At 65.7% G+C, this 2,106-nt stretch carries 4 protein-coding genes; 1 reads left to right on the plus strand and 3 read right to left on the minus strand.

Translation table 11 applies throughout. The annotated features are described in order from the left end of the window. A partial coding sequence (locus QMX79_RS20625; protein WP_282248436.1) for a DUF1176 domain-containing protein occupies positions 1-527 on the plus strand: 527 nt, incomplete at its 5' end. Between the two features lie 13 nt (positions 528-540). Here the strand turns inward: QMX79_RS20625 and QMX79_RS20630 are convergent. From QMX79_RS20630 to QMX79_RS20640, 3 genes are all read right to left on the minus strand, one after another. Continuing rightward, positions 541-849 carry a hypothetical protein gene (locus QMX79_RS20630; RefSeq protein ID WP_282248437.1) on the minus strand — a complete coding sequence of 103 codons (309 nt, stop codon included), beginning with the start codon at positions 847-849 and terminating at the stop codon, positions 541-543. Beyond that, a complete protein-coding gene (locus tag QMX79_RS20635) occupies positions 846-1,394 on the minus strand; it encodes a hypothetical protein (protein WP_282248438.1) in 549 nt (182 codons plus the stop codon). Before QMX79_RS20635 ends, QMX79_RS20630 begins: the two co-directional genes overlap by 4 nt. A gap of 87 nt (positions 1,395-1,481) precedes the next feature. Continuing rightward, the coding region (locus tag QMX79_RS20640; protein ID WP_282248439.1) for a DHHA1 domain-containing protein at positions 1,482-2,106 on the minus strand (625 nt) is incomplete at its 5' end.

Below are 2,106 nucleotides of genomic sequence, written 5' to 3' on the forward strand. Positions count from 1 at the left end.
CCCGCGCCCCGGCCCGGGGGCCGGGCCGGGCCCCCCCCCCCCCCCCGCCCCCCCCCCCCCCCCCGGCCGACGAAGCCCTGGCCAACGCCCCGGCGCTCCGTGCCGCGCTGGCCGCCGCGACCTCGCAGGACGACTGCGAAGCACTGCACCCCAGCGAGGGCACCTATGCGGACGAAGACCCCCAGGCAATCGAGGTCAAGCGCCTGGACAGCCGCCGCCTGCTGGTGTCCATGACCTGCTGGCGCGGCGCCTACAACGCGGGCAGCGGCTACTGGGTGGTCAACGACCGCGCGCCCTACCAGCCCGCCTACATCACCAACCTGGGCGTGGACGATGACGCACTGACCATCTCGTCCTCGCACAAGGGCCGCGGCTTGGGCGACTGCTGGTCCAGCGCCAGCTGGGCGTGGAACGGCACCACTTACGTCCAGACATCAGACAGCACCACCGGCCTGTGCCGGCTGGTCGCCGCAGGCGGTGCCTGGGACCTGCCGACGCTGGTAACCGAGGTGAAGGAGGCTCCCTGAGCCGTCCGCAGGGTCAGAACGGGAACACGCTCGAGGTTGCCTGCGCGGCATTGAACAGCCGCTGCAGCAGCAGGTAATCGCCCTCGGCACTGTCGTTGGTGACAAAGCGATGGGCCTGCTGATCCATGCCGCCTCGATAGAAGACCATGAACTGGTTGGCTTCCAGGTTCCGGTTGAAGTCGTGCCGCACCGTCATGCTGAACTCCGGTGTTCCCACCGAGACATCGTCACCCTCCGCATCGAACAGCCAGGCCAGCTCACCCGCCTCGGTCTTGAGCAGGACCTTCTCCAGGAACGTCAATAGACAGGTCGGCAACATCATTCCTCTACTCCTCTTCGTTCCAGCGTCTCCACGCTTGATTTGATCCTGACCAGATAGTCACTGAGCGTGTGGCGGGCCTCCCGGCTCATCGTCGCGCTTGAAGTGTTATGGATCGCCTTCAGGATGATCATTTCCGCATCGTTCAACAGGGGCGTGAGCGAAGGGTGCTGGGTGAGGTCCTTCGCGTACCGCGCATCCAGCCGCGCCAGGAAGCGGCGCGCCATCTGCAGTGCCCTCAAGGCCGCACTATAGTCTTTTCGCTGAACTTTCGAGCTCACGTCATCTATCAAAGAGATGACTTCGATAGCCAGAACCTTTGCTTGCTGGTGTGCGGCACGCGCGAAGGCCTTCCTTACTGCATTTCCAGCGGTTCCGGCATGCACGATCTCACCGATGGCAACGACCAGCGCAACCAATGTTGCGCCTCCGCACCAGTAATTGAAGAGGTTGATGCTGTCGGAATTGCCCCACTCGCCTTTCAGATGGACGAGCGCTGCGCAGACCAGCAGCGTGGCAACCAGGTAGGTCCAGCGAACATGCGACATGTCTTTCGCCACTCCCCAAGCCAACATGGCGGGCAATGGCGTGACACTACGTGCCTCGGTCCGGCGCCACAGTAGGCGCAGTCCCAATCACGCGTCGGCGCAGTGCTCGATGATCAGCTGGATCGCACCGCCGCCGCGGTAGTCGTCGCTGACCAGGCGATAGGCGATATGCACGGTGTTGGCCGGCGCGTTGCCGCGCCAGCCACTGAAGTGGATGGCGTTGATCGGTTCGGTGCGGCCGGGCACGCGCAGGCTGAGCTTGAGATGCTTTTCCTTCAGCACCTGCCAGCGCGCCACCTGGAAATGGCCATCGAACAGTGGCTCCGGGAAGCCCTGCCCCCAGGGGCCGGCCAGGCGCAGCGCTTCGGCGTGCTGGAAATCCAGCTCGGCCGGGGCAAGTTCGCCATCGCTCATCAGCAGCTGCTGCAACGCGGCCGGATCCATGCTGGCCTCGACCACGGCCACGAAGGCGTGCTGGAACTCCTGCAGCCGCGCGTGTGGCAGGCTCAGGCCGGCAGCCATCGCGTGGCCGCCGAACTTGTCGATCAGGCCCGGGTGGGCGGCGTTGACCAGCGCCAGCGCGTCACGGATGTGGAAGCCGGCAATCGAGCGCGCCGAACCCCGCAGCGAATCGCTGCCGGGTTCGGACGGCGCAAACGCAATCACCGGCCGGTGCAGGCGGTCCTTCATCTTCGATGCCACCAGGCCCACC

Origin of the sequence: Stenotrophomonas sp. PS02300, from assembly GCF_029959395.1 — a bacterium.
Classification (GTDB): domain Bacteria; phylum Pseudomonadota; class Gammaproteobacteria; order Xanthomonadales; family Xanthomonadaceae; genus Stenotrophomonas; species Stenotrophomonas maltophilia_AD.

Excerpts from the sequence above, each read along its gene's own strand:
- QMX79_RS20630 (WP_282248437.1), bottom strand. The coding sequence starts at position 849 with ATGATGTTGCCGACCTGTCTATTGACGTTCCTGGAGAAGGTCCTGCTC.
- QMX79_RS20635 (WP_282248438.1), bottom strand. The coding sequence starts at position 1,394 with ATGTCGCATGTTCGCTGGACCTACCTGGTTGCCACGCTGCTGGTCTGC.